The following is a 19,443-nucleotide window of genomic DNA, read 5'->3' as shown; positions in this document are numbered from 1 at the left end:
CCCGCGGGGCTGAGGGCGCCGGTCTCAGCGCGACGACGCGAGCACACCACCCGGGCCGAACGCGAGGCGGGCGAACCGCTCCCCGACGACCCGGTGCGTCGCGGCGTCGGGGTGCAGCGCGTCGGGCAGCGGGTGGGCCGCCGCGTCCGGCGTCCCGTACAGCTCGCGACCGTCCAGGTAGGCCAGGTGCGGGTCGTCCTGCCGACGCTGGGCGACGATGCGGCTCAGCTCGTCCCGGACCACCGTGAGGGTCAGCCGCCCCGCCGGGACCTCGGCCGGGTCGCCGGTGGCGACGAACCGCACCGTCCCGGACCCGAACGTGCTCGGGTCGAAGGCGCCCGGCCCGGGGGTGTCCTCGTGGATGGGGCACAGGACCGGGGAGACCACCAGCAGCGGGGTCTCGGGGTGGCCGTCACGGATCGTGTCGAGGAACCCGTGGACCGCGGCGGTGAACGTCCGCAGCCGCATGGTGTCGCCGTTGACGATGTTGATGCCCATCTTGACCGAGATCAGGTCGGCGGGGGTGTCGCGCATCGTCCGTGCGGTCTGGGGGTCCAGCAGCGCGCTGCCGCCGAACCCGAGGTTGACCAGGTCCACCCCGGCCGCCCGTGCCGCCAGCGCGGGCCACGTGCCGGTGGGGGTGGTCGCGTTGGACCCGTGGCTGATCGACGAGCCGTGGTGCAGCCACACCGGGCGGTCACCGGTCGGCACCGGGTGCACCGGTGCGTCGGTGCGCAGCGCGACGAGGGTCGCGAGCTCGTTGTGCGGCAGCCACAGCTCGACGGTCTTGTCGCGGTCGGGCAGCCCGGTGAAGGCGACCGTCCCCGGCTCGCCGGGGCGGACCTCGCGGCCGCCGGTGACCGGGTCGATCAGCAGGAGGTCGCCGCCGTCCACCGTCGCGCCGGCGACGACCTCGCCGTCGACCAGCAGCTCGTAGACGCCGGCCGGGCGGGCCGGGCCGCCCACGTACGCCAGGCGGGTGGGGTGGGCGTCGAGCTCGACGACCGTCGCGCGGGTGCGCAGGACCAGGCGCACGCCGGACGGCTGTGCCTCGGCCATGAGCAGCTGCGGGTCGGGCAGCTGGCGCCGCACCCAGGCGGGCAGCCGGTGGGGCTGCACGCCGCGGGGCGTCCGCTCGAGCTCCAGGGCGCCGTGGACGAGGTCGTCGGTCAGGGGGGTCGGGGTGAGGGAGGTCATCATCTCGTCGTCTCTCGCGGTGTCGGTGTGCGGTTCAGGCGGTCGGCCACGCGCGCAGAGCCGCGTCGAGGGCGTCGGTCGTGCGCGCCCACGACTGCTGGGCGTCCGGCGCGGAGTGGTCGAACCCGCCGATCGCCTGCAGGTGCAGGAAGCCGTTGACGGTGCTGCCGACGAACCGCACGGCGTGCGGGACCTCGGCGTCGGGCAGGTCGTACCCGCGCAGCACGCCGGCGGTCAGTGCGGAGACGCGGGCGCCCGCGGCGCCGGCCCGCGTCACGTCGACGCGCACCTGGGTGGCGGCCCAGCGGCCGGGGTGCTCCCGGGCGTAGTCCCGCATGACGTCGACGAGGGCCTGCAGCGCCTCGCGCCGCGCCCGCCCGGCCAGGGCGACGGACAGCCGGTCGCCGATCTCCTCCAGCGCGCGCACGGCGATCCGGGTGCGCAGGTCGTCGGTGCCGCGCAGGTGCGCGTACAGGCTCGCGGGCTGCACGCCGACGCGGCGGGCGAGCGCCGAGACCGTCACCTGGTCGAAGCCCACCTCGTCGGCCAGCTCGGCCGCGGCGGTCGTCAGGGCCGGCACAGTCAGGCCCGCGCGGCCTGCCATCAAGGCGTCTCGCTATACGTCACAGGATGCAGCCTATGCCCTGTAGGCACGGCTCCGACGTCGGACGACCGCGCTGCGGACGAGCGGTCGTCAGACGGGCGTCACGACGGCGCGCGGGCCGTGCGTCGCCTGCCACGCGTCCGCGACGCGCTCGAGGGGGAACGTCACCGTCGGGACCACCACGGCGCCCGACGCGATCCGCCCCAGGTAGGCGACGGCCTCGTCGCGGTAGCGGCTCATGTCGACCGAGCCGATGCCGCTGCCGCGCACCCGGAACCGGCGGCTGCGCAGCAGCGCGGCGGGCATGGCCGCCGTCGGGCCGGCGACGGCGCCGACCTCGACGTACAGCGTGCCGTCACCGGCCGGGCCGGCCGCCAGCGCGCGGAACGCGACCTCCGCTGGTGCGCCCCACAGGTAGTCCAGGACGAGGGCGGGTGCCTCGCCGTCGAGCGCCGCCGCGAGGCTCTGCACGTCGGCGTCGGCGTCACCCGTGAGCTCGACCGGCTCGGCGCCGAGGGCCAGCACGCGGACGAGCGCGTCGGCACCGCGGCCCGCCCCCACGACCCGCCCGGCGCCCAGCCGGCGGGAGTTCTGCACCGCCAGGCCGCCGGCCGTGCCCGTCGCACCGAGCACCAGGACGGTGCCGAGGGCCCCACCGCCGGCGAGGTGCTCGGTGATCGGCATCCACGACGACATCCCCGGGTTCATGCTCGCGGCGACGGCCACCGGGTCGATGCCGTCGGGCAGGGGGACGGTCCGGGTGCGCGGTGCGGCGAACCGGTCGGCGAACGTGCCCCACGGCTCGTGCACCTCACCGGCGTAGACGAGCGCACCCTCGCGGGTCCGGCCCACGCCGTCCATGCCGGGGACCATCGGGTACCGCTGCCCGCTGCTGTAGTGCGTCCCGCGGGCGCGGGAGCGCACCAGCGGGTGCACGGCAGCGGCGACGAGGTCCAGCAGCACGTCGTCGGGGCCCGCCTGCGGGTCCGGGAACTCGCCGTACCGGGGGGCCTCCTCCGGTGCCGGCACCACGGCTGCTCTCATCGCGGTCCCCCGTCCGCCCCGACGCACCGGCTCGTGCGCCGCGGGCCCGTGGCGGATGTGTCCCGGCCGCGAGGCCCGTCGCGGCGAGCCTAGGTCGGTGGTGCGACCCCCGCCACACGGCGCCGCTCAGGGCCGGTAGTACACCGCCAGCGGGTGCCCCGGGCCGTCGACGACGGTCACCGGTGTCGCGAACACCTCGGACAGGATCTCCGCCGTCATGATCTCCGCCGGGGACCCGACGTACCGCACCTGGCCCTCGGTCATGGCGACGACGCGGTCGGCCCAGGCGGCGGCGAAGTTCACGTCGTGCACGACGAGCACGACGGTCTTGCCGAGCTCGTCGGCGGCGCGGCGCAGCTGGGCCATCATCGCCACGGCGTGCTGCATGTCGAGGTTGTTCAGCGGCTCGTCGAGCAGCAGGTACTCGGTGTCCTGCGCCAGCACCATCGCGACGTACGCGCGCTGCCGCTGCCCGCCGGACAGCTCGTCGAGGTAGCGGTGCTGCAGGTCGACCAGGCCGAGGAAGTCGAGCGCCGTGTCCACGGCCGACTCGTCGTCGCGGGTCAGACGGCCCTGGGAGTGCGGGAAGCGGCCGAGCGCGACGAGCTGGCGCACCGTGAGCCGGGCGACGAAGTGGTTCTCCTGCCGCAGGATCGCCAGGCGCCTGGCGAGGTCCCGCGGGCGGGCCGTCACGACGTCCATGCCGCCGACGGTGACGCGCCCCGCGTCGGCGGCGAGCAGCCGGCCGACGATCGTCAGCATCGTGGACTTGCCTGCGCCGTTGGGCCCGACGAGAGCGGTGACGCCGCCGGCCGGGATGTCGAGCGCGACGGGACCGAGCGCGTGCACGTCCCCGTAGGACTTGGAGACGTCGACGAGGGTGATCACCGCAGGCCCTTCCGCAGGAGGTAGACGAGGAACACGAGCCCGCCGCCGAGCTCGATGACGACGGTGACGAGACCGGCGGCGTAGAACACGTGCCGCAGCACCACGTACGCGAGCAGCAGCACGGTGGACGCGATCGCCACGACCATCGGCAGCGTCCGGGCGCTGCGGCTCGTGCCGACGACCTGGTAGGTCAGCAGCGCGGCGACGAAGCCGAAGAACGTCATGGGGCCGACGAGCGACGTGGACACCGACACGAGCACCGCGACGAGCACGAGCGTCACCCGGACCTCACGCTGGTGGCGCACGCCGAGGCTGATGGCCGTCTCGCGGCCCAGCGCGACGACGTCGAGCACGTGCCGACGGCGCCACAGCACCGTGCCGACGACCACGCAGACGAGCGCACCCCAGGGCAGGTAGGACGCTGAGGACGTGCCGATCGAGCCGAACAGCCGGGCGGACAGGATGTCGAACTCGCTCGGCGTGAGCAGCCGCTGCATGAACGTCGACAGCGAGCCGAACCCCATCCCCAGCACGACGCCGACGAGCAGCAGCAGGTGCAGGTCGGCGCGCTTGCCGGTGAACAGCCACCCGTACAGCAGGGACGCGAACGCGACCATGAGCACGCTCTGCAGGGCGACCTTGGGCAGGCCGTCCGTCGCGGCGAGGGCACCGGCACCGAACAGGAACACCAGGGCGGTCTGGATCACGCGGTACAGCGCGTCGAAGCCGAGGATCGAGGGGGTGAGGATCCGGTTGTCCGTCACCGAGTGGAAGGCGACGGTGGCCACGCCCTGGCAGAACGCCACGACGAGGATCGTGCCGACCGACGTCAGCCGGCTGCGGACGATCACCCAGAACCCGCTCGACCCGGGGTCCGCCGGGTTGTCCCAGACGAGGATGCCGACGGCGGCGACGACGCCGACCAGCGCGACGAGCGCCAGGCGCAGGCCGTAGCCGCGGGCGGTGTCGCGCAGCGGGACGCGGGGGGACGGCGGGGCGGACGCGACGGCCGTCGCCGGTGCCGTGCGGAGCTCAGCCACGGCGGCGCACCCGCAGGACCAGTGCGAGGAACCCGGCCGCGCCGACGAGCCCGAGGATCATCCCGACCGGGACCTCGAACGGCATCCGCACGACGCGTCCGAGGATGTCGCAGGCGGTGACGAGCGCGATGCCGCCGAGGCACACCCACGGCAGGTTCGAGCGCAGGTCGTCACCGCGCAGGAGGGACACGACGTTCGGGACGACCAGCCCCAGGAACGGCAGGAAGCCGACCACGACGGTGGTCACCCCCGACGCGACCGCGACCATCGCGGTGCCGAGCAGCAGCACGCGGTCGTAGTCCAGCCCGAGGTTCGTGGCGACGTCGCGGCCCAGGCCCGCGACCGTGAGCCGGTCGGCGAGCACGAGGATCGCGACGCAGACCGCGGCGACGACCCACAGCAGCTCGTACTGCCCGCGCACGACCGAGGTGAACGAGCCCATGAACCACGTGCCGAGCAGCTGCAGGTAGTTGGTCGAGACGGCGATCAGCGTGGTCAGCGCGCTGACGACGGCGCCGAGCATGAGCCCGACGATCGGCACGACGAGCGTGGTGCGCACCTGCACGCGGCGCAGCACCGCGAGGAAGACCATGGTGCCGACGAACGCGGCGGCCGAGGCGATCACCATGCGTGTGGCCAGACCGACGGTCGGCAGGAGGATGACGGACAGCAGCAGCCCGAGCGCCGCCCACTCGCTGGTGCCGCTGGTGGTGGCCTCGACGAACCGGTTCTGCGTGAGCTGCTGCAGCACGAGCCCGCTGACGGCCATGGCGCTGCCGGCGAGCACGAGGGCGAGGGTGCGCGGCACCCGCGTGATCTGGAACATCGCGCCGCCGCCCTCGGCGGACAGGTCGTAGACGCCGACGAACAGCGAGGCGACGACGAGCGCGAGGGTGACGAGCACGGCGAGCAGCAGGCCGCCCGGCCGCCGCCCGTGACGGGCGGCGGCCGGCGCGGGTGCCGTGAGGGTCGAGGTCACGCGGCGGCGGAGAACGCCTGTGCGATCTGCTCGTACAGCGCGGTGTAGGCCTGGATGTCCTCGGTGACGTAGAAGTTCGGGTCCAGGTAGACGATCTGGTCCTTCATGACGGCGGTGACGGACGCGAGCGCCTCGGACGCGCCGATGAGCTCGGTCGCCGGGCGGTAGTCGCCCTCGCCGACGCCGGAGCCGTCGCGGTCCAGCACGAGGATCCAGTCCGGGTTCGCCGCGGCGATGGCCTCGACCCCGATGTCGTCGCCGTGCGTGGTGTCCTCGCTCGCCTGGTCGATCGCGGGCACGAGGCCGAGCGTCGGGAAGACCGTGCCGATGCTGCGCCCGGTGACCGGTGCGGCGTAGCTGATGTCGCCGCCCGAGGTGATGAGCCCGACGACCGTGCTGGTGCCGTCGTACGCCTCGGCGGCGTCGGCCACGGCCGCCTCGAAGTCGGCGACGATCTGCGCGGCCTCGTCCTCGCGGTCGAAGATCTGGCCGAGGATCTCGACCTGCCGGATCAGCTCGTCGGCGATCTCCTCGCCCTCGCGGGGGGCGATCTCGATGACGGTCGCGTCGGGGTTCTGCGCGACGATGTCGTCGTAGTGGTTGCCGAACCGGTAGCCGCCGATGATCAGGTCGGGCTCGGCCGCGACGATCGACTCGAGGTTCGGCTCGCGGTGCGTGCCGACGTCCAGGACGTCCTCGTTCTCGGTGTACACGGGCCAGATGCCCGAGCCCATCACGCCCTTGGGTGCCGCCACCAGCGGGACGTCCCACGCGGACAGGGTCTCGAACACCCGGTTGTCGAGCGCCACGACCCGCTGCGGGTCGACGGGCACCTCGACGGTGCCGTGGTTGTCCTCGATCGTGACCGTCGTGGCGGTGGTCGGCTCGGCCGACGCGGCCGGCTCCGCGGCGTCGGCGCCCGCACCGCAGGCGGCGAGGACGAGGGCGAGCGGGGCGGCCGTGAGGGCGACGGCCAGACGGCGGGCAGGGTGGCGGGAGTGCATGGCTGAGCTCCGGGAGGTGTGGACGGGCGCGACAAGGCGCGTCGATCCCAGGGAAGGGCACCCTAAGACGACTTAGGGGAGGCTACCCTCTGCTGGGACGTGGTCCTGCCCGGCGGACGCCCGCCGGCGCGCCCCGCAGGACGCGCCGCGGCCGTCACGTCACGTCGGGCCGGGACTCGTCGTCCGTGCCACCGGACTCACGGCGCCGTGTGATCCCGACCAGCGCCGCACCGCCCGCCACCAGCCACAGCGCGACGAGCGCGAGCCCTGCGCCCGGTCCGCCAGTGCTCGACAACCAGCCGCGGTCCGACGTCCCTGCGCTGCCCGGTCGGCCGCCCGGCGTGGCGCGGGTGGGCGTCGGGTGCGTCGTGGTCCGGCACTCCTCGTCGGCGAGCACCTCGTCGGCGAGCACCTCGTCGGCGAGTGCCGCGACCGCGAACGTCACGTCGGCGAGCGCCGCGACCGCGAACGTCACGTCGTCGTCGTCGACGCACGGCTCGGCACCCGGCGCCGTCACGACGTTGCGCAGCACCTGGCCGTTCACGTCGTCGTCGACCCGGACCCGGTACGTCAGCGTCTGCGTGCCCGCCACCGGGCCACCGCTCCAGACGAGCTCGACGCCCCCCTGGGCCACGGCGACCCCGCCCGTGGTGGTCTCGATGCTGTCCTCGATCAGCGTGGCGTCGTCGACCACGTCCGTCAGGTCGTCGGTGACCAGGAACTCGGGGATCTCGCCCCCGGGGTCGACCGGGCTCAGCGTCACCGTGTAGGTGACGACCTGACCGGGCTGGACCTCGGTGCCCGACGGCGGGTCGCTGCTCTTGACCGCCGTCCACGGGGCAGTCGCCTGCGCGTCGGTGTTGGTGACCGTGCAGGTCACGTCGTCACCGGCGGCGAGCTCCAGCACGTCGCCGTCGACCGCGACGGGCCCGGCCGCGTCCTCGCACACCCAGCCCACCTGCGTGTAGCCCTCCGGCCCGTCGACCTCGGACAGCGTGTACGCCCCGGGCGTCACGGGCACGTCCGTGACCGTGGGGCCGCGCGTCGCGCCGGTGACCGTCTCCGGGCCCTCGGCCCGCAGCGTCCACTCCTCGGGGGTCGCCGTGCCGCCCTGCTCGTTGAGCACGTCCTTGACCAGCGTCAGGCGCGGTGCGGCGAACGTGTTGGTGACGGTGCAGGTGACGGCCTCACCGTTGGCCACGGTGACGGTGTCGCCGTCGAGCGTGCCACCCTCGCAGGACCAGTCGGACGCGGTGTAGTCCGCCGGTCCGTCGGCCTCGGAGAGGGTGTAGTCACCCGCGCTGACGTCGACGCCCGTGACGGTGTCGCTGCCCGTCTCCCCGGTGACCCCGGTGGTGGGGCCGTCGGCAGTGAGGGTCCAGTCGGTGGCCTCCGCGTCCCCGCCGTGGTCGTTGACGACCTCCTTGACGAGCGTGAGCGTCGCCGGCTGGTCGTCGTTGAGGACCGTGCAGGTGACGTCCTGCCCGAGCTCCAGGAGGACGGCGCCGGACTCGACCGGCAGGTCGCCCTCGTCGTTCTCGCAGGCCCAGTCGTTCGTGGTGTACCCCGAGGGGCCGCCGGACTCCGACAGCGCGTGGCTGCCGTACTCGACCTCCGTCGAGGTGATGGCGTCGTCCCCGGTCGCACCGCTGTGGGACGTCGTCGGGCCGGTCGCGGTGAGCACCCAGTCGCGTGCGTCCGCGGTGCCGCCGTCGTCGTTCGTGACCTGCTTGACGAGAGTGAGGGTGGACGGCACGGCGGTGTTGGTGATCGTGCAGGTCACGTCCGCGCCGTTGGCGAGGGTCAACGAGCCCTGGTCCAGCGGCACGTCAGCGCCGCCCGCGTCGACGCAGCCCCATTCCCCGGCCTCGTACCCGGGGACGAACGACTCGGACAGCGCGTAGGTGCCGGCGAAGACGGCGACGGCTGTCACCCCGTCCGCCCCGTTCCCCTCGACGACCTCCTGGCCCGGGATGTCCTCCGGGGCCGCGCGCACCGTCCAGTCGGCGGGCGTCTGCGGTGCCCCGGTGGCACCGGTGTCGACGACCTTGCGCAGCGTCAGGGCTGCCGGCTGGTCGTCGTTCGTGATGGTGCAGGTCACGGCCTCGCCGTTGGCGATCGTGACCGTGGTGCCGTTCAGCGCGCCGCCCTCGCACGTCCACGCCGACGCGGTGTACCCGGCCGGGCCGTCGGCCTCGGACAGGGCGTAGTCACCGGCAGCCACCTCGACGTCGGTGACCGCGGTGCTGCCGGTCGCGCCGGTGACCCCGGTGGTCGGGCCGTCGGCGGACAGGGTCCAGTCCGTGGGCTCCGCGGTGCCGCCGGAGTCGTTGGTGACCTGCTTGACCAGCGTGAGCGTGCCGGGCTGGTCGTCGTTGACGACGGTGCACGTGATCGCCTGCCCCAGGGCGACGGTCACGGAGCCGTCCGTGACGGGCACGGTGGTCTCGTCCGTCGCGCAGGTCCAGTCGCCCGGGGTGTACCCGGCGGGGCCGGACTCCGTCAGGGCGTAGGTGCCGATCGCGACGGGCGCGTCCGTGATCGCCGGGTCACCGGTGGCGCCGGTGAGCCCCGTGGTCGGTCCGGTCGCGGTCAGCGTCCAGTCGCCGGGGACGGCCGTACCGCCGTCGTCGGCGGTGACCTGCTTGACGAGCGTCAGCGTGGCGCCCTGCGCCGTGTTCGTGATGGTGCAGGTGACGTCCGCCCCGGTGGTCAGGGTGACGGCGCCGGCCTCGACGGCGACGGCCGCGCCGGCCGCGTCGACGCAGCCCCACGTCCCGGCGGTGAAGCCGGCGACGGTCGACTCGGACAGCGCGTACGTGCCGGCGAAGACCCCGACACCGGTGACACCGTCGGCGCCGTCACCGGAGACCGGCGCCTGGCCCTCGATGCCCTGGGGCGTCGCGGTGAGCGTCCAGTCGGCCGGCGTCTGCGTCGCCCCGGTGGTCCCCGCCTCGACGACCTTGCGCAGCGTCAGGGCCGCCGGCTGGTCGTCGTTGGTGATCGTGCAGGTCACGTCCTGGCCCAGCGCGATCTCGACCGCACCGTCCGCGACCGGCACCGACGTCTCGTCGGTCGCGCACACCCAGTCGCCGGCGGCGTAGCCCGCGGGCCCGGACTCGTTCAGCGTGTAGGTGCCGATCGCCACCGGGGCCGCGGTGATCGCGGCGTCCCCGGTGACCCCGGTCAGCCCGGTCGTCGGCCCGGCGGCGGTCAGGGTCCAGTCGGTCGCGGCGGCCGTGCCACCCTCGTCGTTGACGACCTGCTTGACCAGGGTCAGCGTCGAGGGCTGCGCGGTGTTGGTGATCGTGCAGGTGACATCGGTCCCGCTGCCGATGGTCACGGCGCCCCCGTCGACGGCGACCGTGCCGCCGTCGGCGTCGACGCAGCCCCACGTCCCGGCGGTGAAGCCGGCGACGGTCGACTCCGACAGCGCGTACGTGCCGGCGAAGACCTCGACGGCGGTGACCCCGTCGGCTCCGTCACCGGACACGGCGTCCTGGCCCTCGATGTCCTGCGGTGTGGCGGTCAGGGTCCAGTCGGCCGGGGTCTGGGTCGCCCCGGTGGTCCCGACGTCGACGACCTTGCGCAGCGTCAGGGCCGCGGGCTGGTCGTCGTTCGTGATCGTGCAGGTCACGTCCTGACCGAGCCCGATCTCGACCGCGTCGTCCGTGACGGGCACGGCGCCGCCGTCGTCCGCACAGGTCCACTCACCGGCCGTGTACCCGGCGGGGCCCGACTCCGACAGCGCGTAGCTCCCGATCGCCACGGGGGCGCCGGTGACGGCCTCCTCGCCGGTCACCCCGCTCACGCCGGCGGTCGGCCCGTCCGCGGTCAGGGTCCAGTCGTCCGTGCCGGACGTCCCGCCCTGGTCGTTGGTCAGCTCCTTGACCAGCGTCAGCGTGGGCTGCTGGGCGGTGTTCGTGACGGTGCAGGTGACGCTCGCGCCGTTGGCGAGGACCACCGCGTCGTCGTCGACGGCGACCTCGTCACCACCGGCGTCGACGCACTCCCACGCGCCCGCGTCGAAGCCCGCGACGGTGGACTCGGACAGCGCGTACGTGCCGGCGAGGACCTCGACGTCGGTGACGCCGTCGGCCCCGTTCCCGGAGACCGGGTCCTGCTCGCCGGTGCCCTGCAGCGTGGCGGTCAGCGTCCAGTCGGCGGGCGTCTGCGTCGCACCGGTGGACCCGGCGTCGACGGCCTTGCGCAACGTGAGTGACGCGGGGTCGTCGGCGTTGGTGAACGTGCACACCACGCTCTCGCCGCGTCCGGCCGTGATCTCTGTGCCGTTGACGGCGGTCCCGTTCACGAGGCACTCGAGGTCGGTCTGCTCGTACCCGGCGGGCCCGGTCTCGCTGACCGTGTACGGGTGGCCGGGCCGGATCTCGAACGTCTGGGCGTCGGCCTCGGCGGCGCCGGGGGTCTCGATCTCGGTGAGCCCCTCTACCTCGGGCGTCGTGCCCGGGGTGGCGCGCAGCGTGAAGTCGGACGGCACGGCCGTGCCGCCGGCCTGGTTGACGACCTCCTTCACCAGCGTCAGCTGCGCCGTCTGGTTGGTCGCCGTGCACAGGACGCGCGCGGCGATCGGCGCGGTCACGCCCCCGTTGAGGCCGTCGGCGAAGCCGGAGATCTGGTTGCCCTCGGTGTCGACCCGGATGCAGGACCACGACCCCGTCGACGCGGGGAACTCCTGCAGGTCGGAGCGCTGGTCCACCTGCAGGTACGTCGCCGGGCCGCCGGACTCCGCGAGCTGGTAGGGGACGCCCGGGGTGATGGGCACGTCGGTCGCGCCCGCGCTCCCGCTGGTCCCGGCCGGCCCGGGCAGCTGCCCGGCGGGCGCGTCCGGCGCCGGGAGGGCCGCCAGGTCCCACAGCGTGGGGTCGGCCGTGCCCTCCTCGACGTACTTGGCGAGCGTCAGGCGGGACTCGCAGTCGACGGTGTTGCGGAGCGTCAGCGTGTTGGCGCCCTCGATCAGGGTCAGGCCGTAGCCGCCCGTGGGGACGGGGGTCGGGTCGACGGCTGCACCGTCGATCTCGACGACCTGCGGCGTGGAGACCACGCAGAGGTCCGGGTCGATGTCCGGGGCCTGCAGCACCACCTGCTCGTCGACCGTGACGCTCTCGCCGGCGACGTACCCGGGGCGGGTCACGCCCCACGCCTGGCTGGTGGCGCCGTCGGCGCCCGGACCCGTGAGCGTCAGCTCGGAGGTGAAGCCGGGCGGCTGGTTGCCGTTCGGCACCGGTGCGGCGCCGTCGATCACCCACTCCTTGTCGACGGTGACGGTGGCAGGTGCCGCCACCTGGTTGTAGACCGTGCAGCTCACGGCGTCCGTGTTCGGGACGTCGACGGTGAAGCCCGCCGCCCCGACGTTGGTGACCGTCACGCCCTGCCCCGTCACGAGGTCGGTGCAGACGGCGTTCGCCCCGGCGACGGGGAACAGGACAGCGCCCTCCTGGGCCTCCTCCTGGACCTCGATCGTCCCGGTGGCGGTCCCGCCCGCGTAGGTGATCGGGAAGTTCACGGCGCTGGTGGCGTCGGTCGTCGCGCTCGTGGTCGGCAGCGTCACCCCGGGCGTGGTCGTCGAGGCGCCGAAGGTCCACCCGGCGCCCGCGGGCGTGGCGGTCGCGAGGTCGCCGGACGCGTCGACGAGCTGCTTGACGACCGACAGGGACCCGGTGCAGTCGCCGAGCGCGAGCTGGCGCAGGGCCTGGCCCACGACGGTGTAGTCGGCGACCTGGAAGTAGTCCGCGGTCCCGGTGTTGGTGCCGTCGTACGCGGTGGGGCCCGAGATGGCGGCGAGGTTCTGGGCGGTGGCGGGGTCGCTGACCCCGGCCCCGACGCCCACGGCGAGGACGCGGGTGTCCTGCGCCTTCAGGGCGTTGGCCGAGAAGATGCCGTTCTCCATCTCGCGGAAGCGGGTGAAGTTGCCCGGACCCTCCGCAGGCTGGGAGTAGAACGTCGGGTCGCCGTCCGTGATGACCACCGCGACGTCGTACGATGCCGCGGCCTCGGCGGCCTCGGCGGCCGCGGCGATCCCGCGGTCCCAGTTGGTCCCGCCGGTGGCGGTCCACGAGGCGTAGCGGGACGTGAACTCGTCCGCGCCCGCCTGCGTCGACACCGAGGTCAGGCCGGGGTAGTTCTGGGTCGCGCCGGCCGCGGGGCTCCCCGTGGAGAACGAGAACAGGGCCATCTCGGACGGTGTGCCCACGAGCGAGTTCGTGAACGTGTCGGCCGCGGCCTTGAGGCTGACGAGCTGCTGCGACGTCACCGAGCCCGACAGGTCGAGGATCAGCGCGACGCGCAGCCCGCACTGCTGCAGGGGCGCCGGGTTCGTCCGCGACTGCTGCCACACGCCGCCCGACGCCGAGCGGTTGGTGCCGCCCGTCCCGATCATGAAGTTCGACTGCGAGGTGTACGTGTTGCCCGCGCGCAGGGTCGAGCCGGTCCGGAACTGGTACGGCGTCAGCTGCGACCCGCTGCCGTCGCCGTTGCCCGTGCGCAGGGTGGAGTTCTGCGTGAACCCCTCCGGCACGCCGGTCTGCACGACCCAGAACCGCCGGTCGCAGTTGGCGCCGGCCCCGACCCGGCAGCCGAAGAGCCCGGTCTCGGTGTCGGGGACGACGAAGCTGCAGTCGCCGTCCGCGTCGGACACGCACGTCGCCCAGGCGTCGGCGACGGGGGTCGTGGGGGCTGTCGTGCCGTCGTAGAGCTGCAGGGTCACCCCGGCCAGGCCGGAGACGCCGGTCGTGCCCTGGCGGTCGGCGCCGACCCGGACGGTGATGACCGCGTTGTCGCCGGTCGCCGGCGGGACGGCCAGCGGCGCGGCTGCGGGGGAGTTCGCCTCGGCGGGCGGGGCGCCCACCAGGGCGACCGGTACCGCCAGACCCAGCGCGAGCGCCGCCGAAGCCAGTGCTGCCCCGATCCGACGCAGGCGTCGCGAGCCGTTGTCCATGGCGTCCCCCCCAGTTCGCATGGCGCCGCGCCGCAGAGGGCGCGCTGATCGAAAGTAACAGGAACCGGACGGATCGGAACCTCGAGGCGGGGTGGAAGGGGAACGACGAGCCGTGCCGCGGGACCGCGGCCCTCCTTCTCCGGGAGGAGGGCGACCGCCGCGACGTCTCCGACGACGGCAGGTGACGACGCCGGGGTGCGTCTCCGTAGCGTCGCCGACGGACGCCCGGCACGGGCCCGCCCCCGACGGAGGAGACGCGATGATCGAGGTGGACGCGCTGACCAAGCGCTACGGCAGCACGACGGCGGTGGACGGGCTCACGTTCACCGCCCGGCCCGGGACGGTCACCGGGTTCCTCGGGCCCAACGGGGCGGGCAAGTCGACGACGATGCGCGTCGTGGTCGGGCTCGAGCGCGCGACGTCGGGGACCACGCGGGTCGACGGCAGGCGCTACGCCGACCTGCCGGCGCCCCTGCACGCGGTGGGCGTCATGCTCGACGCCCGCTCCGTGCACCCCGGCCGCACGGCCTACAAGCACCTGCTGGCGATGGCCCAGACGCACGGCATGGGCAAGGCCCGCGTCCGTGAGGTCATCGCGCAGACCGGCCTCGAGCCGGCCGCGCACCGCCGTGCCGGCACGTTCTCGCTCGGCATGGGCCAGCGGCTCGGCATCGCCGGTGCGCTGCTGGGCGACCCGCAGACCCTGGTCCTCGACGAGCCGGTCAACGGCCTGGACCCCGACGGCGTGCTGTGGGTGCGCCGCCTGGTGCGTGAGCTGGCCGCCGAGGGCCGCACCGTCCTGCTCTCGTCGCACCTGATGCACGAGCTCGCGCTGTGCGCCGACCGCGTCGTCATCATCGGCCGCGGGCGGCTCCTCGCGGACGCGACGGTGCAGGACATCGTCGAGCGGTCCGAGCGGGCCGGTGCGGTGCGCGTGCGCACCACCGACCCCGAGCCGCTGGCCCGCGAGCTGCTCGCCGCCGGCGCCCAGGTCGTGCCGCAGGAGGGCGGGGTGCTGCAGGTGCGTGGCGCGTCCGTCGACGAGGTCGGCACCGCCGCCCGCCGCTGCGGGGTGACCGTCCTGGAGCTCGCCGCCGAGTCCGGCACCCTCGAGGAGGCGTACCTGCAGCTGACCGGTGACGCCGTCGAGTACCGCACGGCCGACACCCGTGGGGGTGCCCGATGAGCGCCACCACGACGCCCCGGGAATCCCGTGCCGCGGCCGGTGCCCGCACCGACGGCCCCACGTTCGCCCGTGCCGTCGCGTCCGAGTGGACGAAGCTGACGTCGCTGCGGTCCCCGTGGTGGACGGGTCTGGTCACCGTCGTGGTGGCCGGTGCGCTCGCCTTCATGTTCGCGACCGCGTCGTCCGTCGACCCCGGGTTCGAGCCGACCCGTGACCTGGCCACCGGCCTGATGCTGGCCCAGGTGGGCCCCCTGGTGCTGGGGGTGCTGGTCGGTGCGGGGGAGTTCCGCACCGGTGCGGCGCGGACGACCTTCACGCTGGTGCCGCGCCGGTGGCCGGTGCTCGCGGCGCAGGTCGCCGTGGTCGCGGTGTTCGCACTGGTGGTGGGCGTCCTGACCGTCGCGGCCAGCGTCGTCGGGGTCCTGCCCCCGGCCGCGTCGCGCGACCTGCCGCTCGGCCTGACGGTCGGGGACACCCCGGGCGTCCTGGTGGGCATGGTGCTGCTCGTCGTGGGGGTGGCCCTGGTCGGGTACGCGCTCGGCACCCTGCTGCGCCGCACCGTGCCGGCGCTGGTCACCGCGCTCGGCGTCGTGCTGATCCTGCCCATCGTGCTGGCGATGGTGGGCGACCCCGGCGGCGGCTCCATGGGCGCGGCAGCTCCCCACAGCGTCACGGCCCCCGGCACGATCGGGGCGTTCACCCCCGGCACCGCCGGCCAGCTTCTGATCACCCCCGCCTCGTCCGGTCCGATGCCCGGCATGCCGGACCTCGGCCCCGTCGGCGGTGGCATGGTCCTGGGTGCGTGGATCGTCCTCCTCCTCGCCGTGGCTGCGGTGCGGCTGCGGACCCGGGACGTGCGATGACGACGCTCGACCCCGGCCGGGCTGCCACACGCCCGCCCCGCGGTGCGCCCGCACGCCGCGGCCCGACGTTCCTCCGCGTGCTCGCCGCGGAGTGGACCAAGCTGACGAGCGTCCCGTCGAACGGCTGGCTGGCGCTGGGGACGGTCGCGGTCGCGGCGGGCACCGCGTACGGGCTCGGCCTGTTCGTGCGGACCGGCGACGGCCGGTCCGGGTCCTGGGTGGTGGTGTCCGGGTTCGTGCTCGCGCAGCTCGGGTTCCTCGTGCTCGGGTCCGTCGTCGGGACGGCCGAGCACACCACCGGCACGGCCCGCACGACGTTCACGGCGGTGCCGCGCCGGCTGCCCGTGCTCGCGGCGCAGGCCGTCGTCGTGGCCGTCGCGGCAGGGGTGACGGCCACGGTGGCGCTGGGGGCGTCGTACCTGGCGACCACCGGGGCGCGTGGCGGGGACGTGCCCGCCGTCGACCTGGCCGTGCCGGGCACGACCCGCGCACTGGTCGGGTTCGTGGTCGTCGCCGTGGCGGTGGCCCTGCTCGGGCTCGGGCTGGGCTCGCTCCTGCGGCGGCCCGCCGACCCGCTCGTCGCCGGCGTGATGCTCGTGTTCTTCCTCGACGTCGCGCTCGGCGCCAACCCCGGCCGGGTCATGGACACGGTCCGGGCCCTGCTGCCGTCGTCGGGTGCGCGTCTGCTGCAGGACGACGCGGCGCTCGCGGCGCTGGACGCGACGACCCGCGGACCGCAGCTCGGCGTCTGGGGCGGGGGAGCGGTCGTCGGGGCGTGGGTCGTGCTGGTCCTCGCCGCCGCGGCGTACCGGTTGGGGCGCCATGACGTCCGCTGACCCGTCCACCGCCGGGCCGTCGCCCGCCGACCCGTCCCCCGCAGGGGTGGCGGCGCGCGCCACGGGCCGGCAGGCCGGTCCCACCGACGGTGCGGGATGGGAGGGTGGGCCGGTGATCCGACGCGCGGCGGTGGTGCAGGTGCCGAGCACGCGCGACGAGCCACCGCTCACCGAGGCGCAGGTGGCCGGTGGCAGCCCGGTCGCGCGGCTGGTCGCGGCGCGCCCGTGGGTCATGGACGCCACGGTCGCGGTCGTCGTCGTCCTCGTCGGGCTGGTCGGCTCGATGTTCATCTGGGAGACCGCGAACGGTGCGGTCGGCCTCGGTCTGTACCAGCCCGACTCCGGGGTCGCGCAGCGCGTGACCGTGACCTGGCTGGTCGGTACCGCCGCCGGTGCCGGCCTGCTGCTGCTGCGGCGGGTGCGCCCGATCACCGTGACGGTGCTGCTCGTGGTGGCCGCGCTGGCGTCCTTGCAGGTGGCGGGGGTGCTGGGGGTGCTCGGCGCGTGCCTCGCGTGCGCGCTGTACAGCGTCGCGGCGTCACGCGGGACGACGACGACGTGGCTGGTCTTCGGGGCCGTCCTCACGGTCGTCACGGTCGCGCTGTGGTCGTGGCAGGACCTCGGCCTGCTCGAGATGGTCCTGTGGAGCAACGCCGTGGTCTCCCAGTCGGACCCGTCGGAGTGGAGGACGGTCCTGGACGCACCGCTGTTCTCGGCCGGCCGTCGCACGGGGTCGGTGCTGCTGCTGCTCGCGCTGCTGCTGCTGGGGGTCGCCGTCGGGTCCGCGGCGCGGGCCCGACGCCAGCACGCCGCCGACCTCGTCGAGCGGTACCGGGCGCTGGCCCGGCAGCGGGACGACGGCATCGCCCTGGCCCGCGCCGCCGAGCGCGCGCACATCGCACGGGAGATGCACGACGTCGTGGCGCACAGCCTGACCGTCATGGTCGCCCTGGCCGACGGCGCCGACGCCGCGTTCGAGCGGGCGCCGGACCGGTCGCGCGACGCGCTGCGGCAGGTCGCGCGCACCGGCCGGTCGGCGCTGGTCGACATGCAGCGCGTCCTGGGGGCGCTCGGCCCGTCCGTGGTCGACGGGACGGACCGGCGCGTCGAGCCGACCGAGCTGGACCTGCCGACGGTCGTCGAGCGCTTCGCCGCCGCCGGCCTGCCCGTGACGGCGGACGGCCTGGACACCGCGCTGCCGGCGGACACGTCCGTGCGCCTCGCGGTGCTGCGGATCCTGGGCGAGGCGCTGACGAACGTGCTGCGGCACGCCCCGGGTGCCGGGTCGGTCGACGTCGCGGTGCGGCGCACCCCGACGACCGTCGAGGTCGACGTGGCCGACTCCGGCGGCACACGACCGGGGTCCGGCGGTGGCACGGGACGTGGCATCGTCGGCATGCGCGAACGCGCGGCGCTGCTCGGTGGGCACGTCGAGGCCGGCCCGCGGCCGGAGGGCGGCTGGCGCGTGCGTGCCGTGCTGCCGTGGACGGGCGAGGGCGGGGCGGACGGGGAGCAGGTGCACCGGGAGCAGCTGGACGGGGAGCCGGGCCGGGACCGGACCGACGACGGGGGACGACCGTGACGACCGTGCTGCTGGTGGACGACCAGTCGCTGCTGCGCGTGGGCTTCCGGATGGTCGTCGAGAGCGAGCCGGACCTCGAGGTCGTCGGCGAGGCGGCCGACGGTCGGGTCGCGCTCGAGCAGGTCGCCGCCCTCGCCCCGGACGTGGTGCTCATGGACATCCGGATGCCCGGCATGGACGGCATCGAGGCGACCCGGCGGATCGTCGAGGAGCACCCGGCCTCCCGGGTGCTGGTGCTCACCACGTTCGACGTGGACGACCTGGCGTTCGCGGCGCTGCGCGCCGGCGCCAGCGGGTTCCTGCTGAAGTCCGCCCGCCCCGACGAGCTGCTCGACGCGATCCGCACCGTCGACGCGGGCACCTCCGTCGTGGCGCCGAGGGTGCTGCGCCGCATGCTCGACCTGTTCGCCCCGCACCTGCCGGGGGACGGCGAGCGCGTCGACCCCGACCGTGGGCCCGACCCGCGGCTGCGCTGCCTCACCCCGCGCGAGCTCGACGTGCTGCGGCTCATCGCGGAGGGCGCGTCGAACTCCGAGATCGCGCGCGAGCTGGTCGTCTCGGAGACGACGGTGAAGACGCACGTCGGCAACGTCTTCGCGAAGCTCGCTGCCCGCGACCGCGTGCAGGCGGTGATCATCGCCTACGAGTGCGGCCTGGTGTCGGCCGGTGCCCGTCGCGCCTGAGGGACGGCGCCGTGGTCAGCCGATGACGAGCTCGCTGATCAGGTCCCCGTCCGTCGTGAAGCGGTGGTCGACCACCGCGGACGGTCGTCGGGAGGCTGTCGTGGGCGTCGGATGTCGTCGTCACGGGCACCAGGGCGGATCCTCCCCCGGGGAGAGGGTCCGGACTGCGACGGTGCTCCGCGTCGCGTCAGCCCGCTGCGGCGGCGTCAGGCCAGCGACAGGAAGAGCTTCTCCAGCTTCTGGACGTCCAGGGTCGGGGCCTCGCCGTCGGCGGTGGGGCCGTCGCCCTGCACCAGGCACTGCTTCATGCCGGACGCGATCATCGCGAACCCGGCGCGGTCCAGCGCCCGCGAGACGGCCGACAGCTGCGTGACGACGTCCTCGCAGCTGCGACCCTCGTCGAGCATCCGCACGACCGCGGCGAGCTGGCCCTGCGCACGCCGGAGCCGGTTGCCGACCTTGGTCATCTCGTCCTTGTCCAGCTCCATGCGTCCTCCTGGGAACCTGCCGCGGCACCGTGGGGTGCCGCGGCACGGGCGTGCGGGGGTGGTGGCGTGGGGGTGCGGCCCGTCAGCGGGGGCA

General features: G+C 74.6%; 14 protein-coding genes. 5 read left to right on the top strand and 9 right to left on the bottom strand.

Annotation, left to right across the window (positions count from 1 at the left end; genetic code table 11):
• Nucleotides 1-24 precede the first annotated feature (24 nt).
• The 8 genes from KG103_RS14465 to KG103_RS14430 all read right to left on the bottom strand — a co-directional run bounded on the left by KG103_RS14465 (nt 25) and on the right by KG103_RS14430 (nt 13,711).
• Nucleotides 25-1,197 carry an SGNH/GDSL hydrolase family protein gene (locus KG103_RS14465; RefSeq protein WP_207378113.1) on the bottom strand — a complete coding sequence of 391 codons (1,173 nt, stop codon included), beginning with the start codon at nt 1,195-1,197 and terminating at the stop codon, nt 25-27.
• Between the two features lie 34 nt (nt 1,198-1,231).
• Nucleotides 1,232-1,801 carry a TetR/AcrR family transcriptional regulator gene (locus KG103_RS14460; RefSeq protein WP_207339225.1) on the bottom strand — a complete coding sequence of 190 codons (570 nt, stop codon included), beginning with the start codon at nt 1,799-1,801 and terminating at the stop codon, nt 1,232-1,234.
• Between the two features lie 90 nt (nt 1,802-1,891).
• Nucleotides 1,892-2,845 (bottom strand): quinone oxidoreductase family protein, encoded by a 954-nt coding sequence (locus KG103_RS14455; protein WP_207339224.1) that lies wholly within the window; start codon nt 2,843-2,845, stop codon nt 1,892-1,894.
• Nucleotides 2,846-2,971: 126 nt separating this feature from the next.
• Nucleotides 2,972-3,733, bottom strand: a complete 762-nt coding sequence (locus tag KG103_RS14450) for an iron ABC transporter ATP-binding protein (RefSeq protein WP_207339223.1) — start codon at nt 3,731-3,733, stop codon at nt 2,972-2,974.
• Complete coding sequence (locus KG103_RS14445) at nt 3,730-4,773, bottom strand: iron chelate uptake ABC transporter family permease subunit (RefSeq protein WP_207339222.1); 1,044 nt, start codon at nt 4,771-4,773, stop codon at nt 3,730-3,732. Before KG103_RS14445 ends, KG103_RS14450 begins: the two co-directional genes overlap by 4 nt.
• The gene (locus KG103_RS14440) at nt 4,766-5,752 is read right to left on the bottom strand and encodes an ABC transporter permease (protein ID WP_207339221.1); all 987 of its coding nucleotides are present in this window, start codon (nt 5,750-5,752) and stop codon (nt 4,766-4,768) included. The genes KG103_RS14445 and KG103_RS14440 overlap by 8 nt, the downstream gene beginning before the upstream one ends.
• Nucleotides 5,749-6,756 carry a siderophore ABC transporter substrate-binding protein gene (locus tag KG103_RS14435; protein WP_207339220.1) on the bottom strand — a complete coding sequence of 336 codons (1,008 nt, stop codon included), beginning with the start codon at nt 6,754-6,756 and terminating at the stop codon, nt 5,749-5,751. Before KG103_RS14435 ends, KG103_RS14440 begins: the two co-directional genes overlap by 4 nt.
• 154 nt (nt 6,757-6,910) lie before the next feature.
• Nucleotides 6,911-13,711 carry a prealbumin-like fold domain-containing protein gene (locus KG103_RS14430; protein WP_207339219.1) on the bottom strand — a complete coding sequence of 2,267 codons (6,801 nt, stop codon included), beginning with the start codon at nt 13,709-13,711 and terminating at the stop codon, nt 6,911-6,913.
• 259 nt (nt 13,712-13,970) lie between these two features.
• On the opposite strand from KG103_RS14430, the gene KG103_RS14425 reads away from it, so the two are divergent.
• The 5 genes from KG103_RS14425 to KG103_RS14405 all read left to right on the top strand — a co-directional run bounded on the left by KG103_RS14425 (nt 13,971) and on the right by KG103_RS14405 (nt 18,861).
• On the top strand, nt 13,971-14,897 hold the full coding sequence (locus KG103_RS14425) for an ABC transporter ATP-binding protein (protein ID WP_207339218.1): 927 nt from the start codon (nt 13,971-13,973) through the stop codon (nt 14,895-14,897).
• A complete protein-coding gene (locus KG103_RS14420; protein WP_207339217.1) occupies nt 14,894-15,760 on the top strand; it encodes a hypothetical protein in 867 nt (288 codons plus the stop codon). The genes KG103_RS14425 and KG103_RS14420 overlap by 4 nt, the downstream gene beginning before the upstream one ends.
• Complete coding sequence (locus KG103_RS14415) at nt 15,757-16,596, top strand: hypothetical protein (RefSeq protein WP_207339216.1); 840 nt, start codon at nt 15,757-15,759, stop codon at nt 16,594-16,596. The genes KG103_RS14420 and KG103_RS14415 overlap by 4 nt, the downstream gene beginning before the upstream one ends.
• Nucleotides 16,597-16,708: 112 nt before the next feature.
• On the top strand, nt 16,709-18,178 hold the full coding sequence (locus KG103_RS14410; protein WP_249670609.1) for a sensor histidine kinase: 1,470 nt from the start codon (nt 16,709-16,711) through the stop codon (nt 18,176-18,178).
• Nucleotides 18,175-18,861 carry a response regulator gene (locus tag KG103_RS14405; protein WP_207339214.1) on the top strand — a complete coding sequence of 229 codons (687 nt, stop codon included), beginning with the start codon at nt 18,175-18,177 and terminating at the stop codon, nt 18,859-18,861. The genes KG103_RS14410 and KG103_RS14405 overlap by 4 nt, the downstream gene beginning before the upstream one ends.
• 206 nt (nt 18,862-19,067) lie before the next feature.
• Here KG103_RS14405 and KG103_RS14400 read toward each other — a convergent pair whose 3' ends face one another.
• Nucleotides 19,068-19,349: a metal-sensitive transcriptional regulator gene (locus tag KG103_RS14400; RefSeq protein WP_207339213.1), complete on the bottom strand. Its 282-nt coding sequence runs from the start codon at nt 19,347-19,349 to the stop codon at nt 19,068-19,070.
• Nucleotides 19,350-19,443: the final 94 nt, after the last annotated feature.

Origin of the sequence: Cellulomonas wangleii (assembly GCF_018388445.1) — a bacterium.
Taxonomy (GTDB): domain Bacteria; phylum Actinomycetota; class Actinomycetes; order Actinomycetales; family Cellulomonadaceae; genus Cellulomonas; species Cellulomonas wangleii.
This window is presented reverse-complemented; position numbering and strand designations above follow the sequence as displayed.

What these genes read in the sequence shown, in the direction of transcription:
- KG103_RS14465 (WP_207378113.1), bottom strand. Translation starts at nt 1,197, where the DNA reads ATGACCTCCCTCACCCCGACCCCCCTGACCGACGACCTCGTCCACGGC.
- KG103_RS14430 (WP_207339219.1), bottom strand. Translation starts at nt 13,711, where the DNA reads ATGGACAACGGCTCGCGACGCCTGCGTCGGATCGGGGCAGCACTGGCT.
- KG103_RS14435 (WP_207339220.1), bottom strand. Translation starts at nt 6,756, where the DNA reads ATGCACTCCCGCCACCCTGCCCGCCGTCTGGCCGTCGCCCTCACGGCC.
- KG103_RS14425 (WP_207339218.1), top strand. Translation starts at nt 13,971, where the DNA reads ATGATCGAGGTGGACGCGCTGACCAAGCGCTACGGCAGCACGACGGCG.
- KG103_RS14420 (WP_207339217.1), top strand. Translation starts at nt 14,894, where the DNA reads ATGAGCGCCACCACGACGCCCCGGGAATCCCGTGCCGCGGCCGGTGCC.
- KG103_RS14455 (WP_207339224.1), bottom strand. Translation starts at nt 2,845, where the DNA reads ATGAGAGCAGCCGTGGTGCCGGCACCGGAGGAGGCCCCCCGGTACGGC.
- KG103_RS14400 (WP_207339213.1), bottom strand. Translation starts at nt 19,349, where the DNA reads ATGGAGCTGGACAAGGACGAGATGACCAAGGTCGGCAACCGGCTCCGG.
- KG103_RS14415 (WP_207339216.1), top strand. Translation starts at nt 15,757, where the DNA reads ATGACGACGCTCGACCCCGGCCGGGCTGCCACACGCCCGCCCCGCGGT.
- KG103_RS14460 (WP_207339225.1), bottom strand. Translation starts at nt 1,801, where the DNA reads ATGGCAGGCCGCGCGGGCCTGACTGTGCCGGCCCTGACGACCGCCGCG.